Source organism: Streptomyces sp. NPDC059866 (assembly GCF_042731325.1).
Classification (GTDB): domain Bacteria; phylum Actinomycetota; class Actinomycetes; order Streptomycetales; family Streptomycetaceae; genus Streptomyces; species Streptomyces flavusporus.
Window position 1 is genome coordinate 1 of sequence record NZ_JBHWJT010000107.1, and the last position, 4,857, is coordinate 4,857.

Annotated in this window: 3 protein-coding genes; 1 reads left to right on the top strand and 2 read right to left on the bottom strand. The window is 71.4% G+C overall.

From position 1 onward, the window contains the following. Positions 1-345: 345 nt before the first annotated feature. Together ACFV7R_RS46720 and ACFV7R_RS46725 are read right to left on the bottom strand one after the other, a co-directional pair. A complete protein-coding gene (locus ACFV7R_RS46720) occupies positions 346-1,008 on the bottom strand; it encodes a response regulator transcription factor (RefSeq protein WP_150497990.1) in 663 nt (220 codons plus the stop codon). Then, a complete protein-coding gene (locus ACFV7R_RS46725; protein ID WP_385276826.1) occupies positions 983-2,155 on the bottom strand; it encodes a sensor histidine kinase in 1,173 nt (390 codons plus the stop codon). Before ACFV7R_RS46725 ends, ACFV7R_RS46720 begins: the two co-directional genes overlap by 26 nt. A gap of 175 nt (positions 2,156-2,330) precedes the next feature. On the opposite strand from ACFV7R_RS46725, the gene ACFV7R_RS46730 reads away from it, so the two are divergent. Next, positions 2,331-4,601 (top strand): MMPL family transporter, encoded by a 2,271-nt coding sequence (locus ACFV7R_RS46730; RefSeq protein ID WP_385276829.1) that lies wholly within the window; start codon positions 2,331-2,333, stop codon positions 4,599-4,601. Positions 4,602-4,857: the final 256 nt, after the last annotated feature.

Sequence of the window (4,857 nt, forward strand, 5' to 3'; positions counted from 1 at the left end):
GCGGTGGGGAAGTCCGTCCCGCCCACCTGGCGCCCCGCTACACTCCACGCCACCAGGCCGCTGACCTGCCCAGATACCGAACTACGGCTGGAGTACTAGGGCGCGTATCGAGTCGTGATCATCGGGTGGTCCTGGTGAGGTCTTTGATCCAGATCATCGAGGCGTGCAGGTGGAGACTGGCGAGGTAGCTGTCGGGAGTCTTGTCGTATCGGGTGTCTCACCGTCCCAGTTCCGGCCTCCTGGTACGTCACGCTCTGGGGCGGGTGAGGCACGTGGAGCCGACGTGAGCCGACCGGTGCACTGATGTCCGGGCGGGGACTCATGGGACATGGCCCGGCACCCGGCTCAGGTTCCGGGGAGGATACGGCGCGTTTCGTAGGCCCACATCGCGATCTCGACCCGGTTGCGGGCGCCGAGTTTGGCCATCAGGCTGGCCAGATGCGTCTTCACCGTGCTGAGGCTGATGTGCAGTGCATCAGCGATCTCGGTGTTGGTCAGCCCGCGAGCGACGGCGAGGAGCACCTGCTCCTCGCGGGCCGTGACGGGGGAGACCGGCTGGGCCACAGGCCGGCCGGCGGGCAGGTCCGCGAATGCCTGGAGCAGACGGACGGTGACGCTGGGCGCGATGAGCGCCTCACCGTCGGACGCCGACCGTACGGCCTGCGCCAGAAGGTCCGGTCCCGTGTCCTTGAGGAGGAATCCGCGGGCGCCGGCACGCAGTGAGCCGTAGACGTACTCGTCGAGGTCGAACGTGGTGATGACGACCACGGCCAGCGGGTCGGCGACGCCCGGGCCGGCGACCAGCCGGGTGGCCTCGAGCCCGTCGAGTACGGGCATGCGGATGTCGAACAGGCAGACGTCGGGGCGTAGTTCGCGGGCCAGACGTACCGCTTCCCGCCCGTCGGCGGCCTCGCCGACCACCTCGATGCCGGGCTGGGCGTTCAGCATGATCCGCAACCCGGTGCGGATGATCGTCTGGTCGTCAGCGACGAGGACGCGAATGGACACCGCTCTCGCTCCTCGCTCTCGGCAGTTCGGCTTCGACATGCCAGCCCCGGTCAGTACCCGGGCCGGCTCGTAGTGTGCCGCCGAGCAGGGTCGCGCGCTCGCGCAGTCCGGTAAGTCCGTATCCGTCGCGACCCCGGCTGGTGCGCCGGCCGTTGTCGCGCACGCTCACCCGTACCGTGTGCCGTTCCGCGGCGACCCGAACGACGAGCTCGGTCGCGTCGACCGCATGGCGCAGCGCGTTGGTCACCGACTCCTGCACGATCCGGTAGACGGCCGCGTCCACGGCCGGGGGCAGCGCGTCCAGTTCACCGTCGAGCCCCAGGTCGACCCTGAGGCGACCACCCGGGGTGCGCACCAGGCGCTCCAGATCCGCGACTCCGGCAGGGGGCGCCAGCTCGGCGCCGACCCCGCGGTCGCGCAGCGCGGCGACCATGGCGCGCATTTCCTCCAGCGTGCGCGCCCCTTCCTCCTCGACCCCCTCCAGCGCCTCGACGGCGGGGGACGGGTCGGTGCCCGCGAGCACCCGGCCCGCCTGGGCGATGATCACCATGGCCGACACGTGGTGGGCCACCGTGTCGTGCAGTTCCCGGGCGAGCTGCTCGCGCTCGCGGGAGCGCACCTGCTCCAACTGCCGCTCGCGAGCGGTCACCCGGAACCGCACGGCAGCCCCGACCACGCCGGGCAGCAGCAGGAAGACGAAGCCCACGACCTTTTCGACGACCGGGGTCTCGTCCGTGACGACACACAGCGCGCCGGCCGCGAGGATCATCGCGCCGCCCAGCACGATCTCGCGTCCCGATCCCCACCGGGGCAGCGCGTACACCAGCACGAGCACGACCGCGCCGGTGTACAGGCCGACGGGCTCGCGCGGTGCGGCGACGAGCGAGGCCACCTCAAGCAGGATCACCGAGCCGAACGCCAGCGTCACCATCGCCAGCGGGCGGGTCCGGCGCCACAGGGGCAGCAGGCACAGCCATACGGCGAACACCACCGCCACCGGCCGCCACACGACGTTCTCGCGCAGGGTGGCCTCCAGCGCCACACCGGCAAGGCCCGCGGCGAGCAGCGCCCAGTCCCGCCATACCCGGGCGGGCGCGTCGGGCGGCCGGGGTTCGGTCCACAGGGCTCGCAGGTCGTCTCGGAGCACGGTTCTCAGCCTAGGCACCGCGGCGTGCCGCGCATCGGCCGAAAGGACGGGTCGTCACTCCGCCCTGGGGCCGACGGATCCGCGGCCCGCGGGCCGATGCCGCGGAGCGCCGTGGCGACGAGCCTCGGCATCGGCGGCCGTACAACGACGGCCGACGAGGTGGTTGGAGGACCCGATGCTCTCGAAAGCCCTGTTGCGCCTGGGCGCAAGCGCCGCCCGCCATCCGTGGCGGGTGATCGCGGCATGGCTGATCGCCGCCACGCTCGCCGTCCTCGCCGCCGTCGCCTTCGGCGGGCGTACCGCGGACTCGATGACCGCTCCGGGGCTGGACTCCCAACGGGCCGCGGAACTGATCGAGCGGGCAGGCACCGGCCAGGAGGGGATGACCGCCCAAGTGGTCGTCACCCCCCTCGACGACGGTGCGACGTTCTTCGACGACGACGGCGCGCGCACCGCTCTCACGAGGCTGCAGACCGAGGTGAAGCGGCTGCCGCACGTGCTCGGCACGAGCGACCCGGCGGGGGCACTCGACACGGGCGGGGACACCGCCGTGCGCGGCGGCCTCGTTTCGGCCGACGGGCGGATCGCAGTCGTCCGGGTGCAGTACCCCGACCAGAGCCGGCTGTCGGCCGAAGACCTCGACGCCCTCGTCGATCTCGGCGACCGGCTGCGCGCCGAGCTGCCCCTGCGCATCGAGATGGGCGGGAACCTCTTCTACGCCTTCTCCGACCCCGACGGCGGCGCAAGTGAGCTGATCGGCATCCTCGCCGCGGCCGCGATCCTGTTCCTGGCGTTCGGTTCGCTCGTCGCCGCCGCGCTGCCGATCGGCATGGCGGTCTTCGGGCTGACCATCGGAGTCGCCACGATGACGGTACTGGCGGGGGTGACAGAGGTCCCCACCTTCGCCCCCGTCCTGGGCAGCATGGTCGGGCTCGGAGTGGGCATCGACTACGCGCTGTTCGTGCTCGCCAGGCACCGGGAGTACCTCGCGCGCGGGCTCGATCCCCACGAGGCGGCGGGGCGAGCGGTGGCAACGGCGGGGAGGCCCGTGGTCTTCGCCGGCGGCACCGTCGTCGTGTCGATCCTCGGCCTGGCGGTCGCGAACGTGCCGTTCATGACGGTGGGCGGGGTTGCCGTCTCGATCGTCGTCCTGACGATGGTGCTCGCGTCGGTGACGCTGCTGCCGGCCTTCCTCGGCGCGGCGGGCCCGCGCCTGGCCCGGGCCGGCCGGATCGGCCGGGCTCTGCAGACCAGGAAGCTGGGCCGACTCGCACGGCGGCGGGACCAGGCGGCAGGCGCCGCCCACGCCGCCGGGTGGCGTCGCTGGATCGGGCACGTCGGCCGGCACCCGGTGCCGTACGCGGTCGGCGCGGCGGGGCTGCTGCTGACCGCGACGCTGCCCGTGCTCGGCCTGCGCGTCGGCCTGCCCGACGACGGCTCACTGCCCCACAGCCGTACCGAGCGCCGCGCCTACGACCTCGTCGCCGAGGGGTTCGGCCCGGGCACCAACGGTCCCCTCGTCATCGCCGCGGACCCCGCCGGTGATCCGGGAGTGCTGGACCGACTCGTCGCAACGGTCGCGGCGGATCCGGGCATCGCATCCGTCGCGCCGACGCACATCGATCGGGCCACCGGCATCGCGACCCTCGTGGTGTTCCCGACCACCAGCCCTCAGGACAAGGCCACGGCCGACACCATCGCCCGGCTGCGCACCGACGTGCTGCCCACGGCGATCGGGCACGGCCCGGCCAGGGCCCACGTCGGCGGCGCCGCCGCGAGCCTGTCCGATGTGGGCCAACGCACCAGCCAACGCCTGCTGGTGTTCGTCGCCGCCGTGCTGGCGATGTCGTTCCTGCTGCTGATGCTGGTCTTCCGCTCGATACTCGTACCGCTCAAGGCGGTACTGCTGAACCTGCTGAGCATCGGCGCGGCCTACGGCATCATGGTCGCCGTCTTCCAGTGGGGCTGGGGAGGCGCACTCATCGGGCTGGAAGCGACGGTTCCGATCGTGTCGTTCATCCCGATGTTCCTCTTCGCCATCCTGTTCGGCCTGTCGATGGACTACGAGGTGTTCCTCCTCTCCCGCGTACGCGAGGAGTACCTGCGCACCGGCGACAACGGCACGGCGATCGTTGAGGGCGTCTCGCGCACCGCCCGGATCATTACCTCGGCCGCCCTCATCATGGTGGCGGTCTTCCTGTCCTTCGCCGTCGCCGAGGACCCCTCCACCAAAATGTTCGGGCTCGGCCTGGCCACCGCGATCTTCATCGACGCCACGGTCGTACGCATGGTGCTGGTACCGGCGACCATGACACTCCTCGGCCGGACCAACTGGTGGCTGCCGAAGTGGCTGGACTGGCTGCTTCCCCGCGGCCCGGTCGGCACCGACGACACCGACGCGGAATCCACGGGTGAAGCCCCGCGTCCACGGCTGGTTGACCGTTGACTCAACTCCTGCCCGCCCTTGGCGTCCGGCACCTCAGCGCGTCACCTAGGGGCATATCGAGTCATGATCATCGGGTGGTCCTGGTGAGGTCCTTGATCCAGATCATCGAGGCGCGCAGGTGGAGACCGGCGAGGCAGCTGTCGGGAGTCTTGTCGTAGCGAGTGGGTGCGCCACGAGGCGCCATGGGGTCGAGTGAGGTGAGAGACCTTCACCGCCGGGTTGTCGCAGCAACCTGGTTGAAGCAGGGGGCAGTTCG

Coding starts and splice junctions, on each gene's coding strand:
- ACFV7R_RS46730 (WP_385276829.1), top strand. CDS start 2,331: ATGCTCTCGAAAGCCCTGTTGCGCCTGGGCGCAAGCGCCGCCCGCCAT.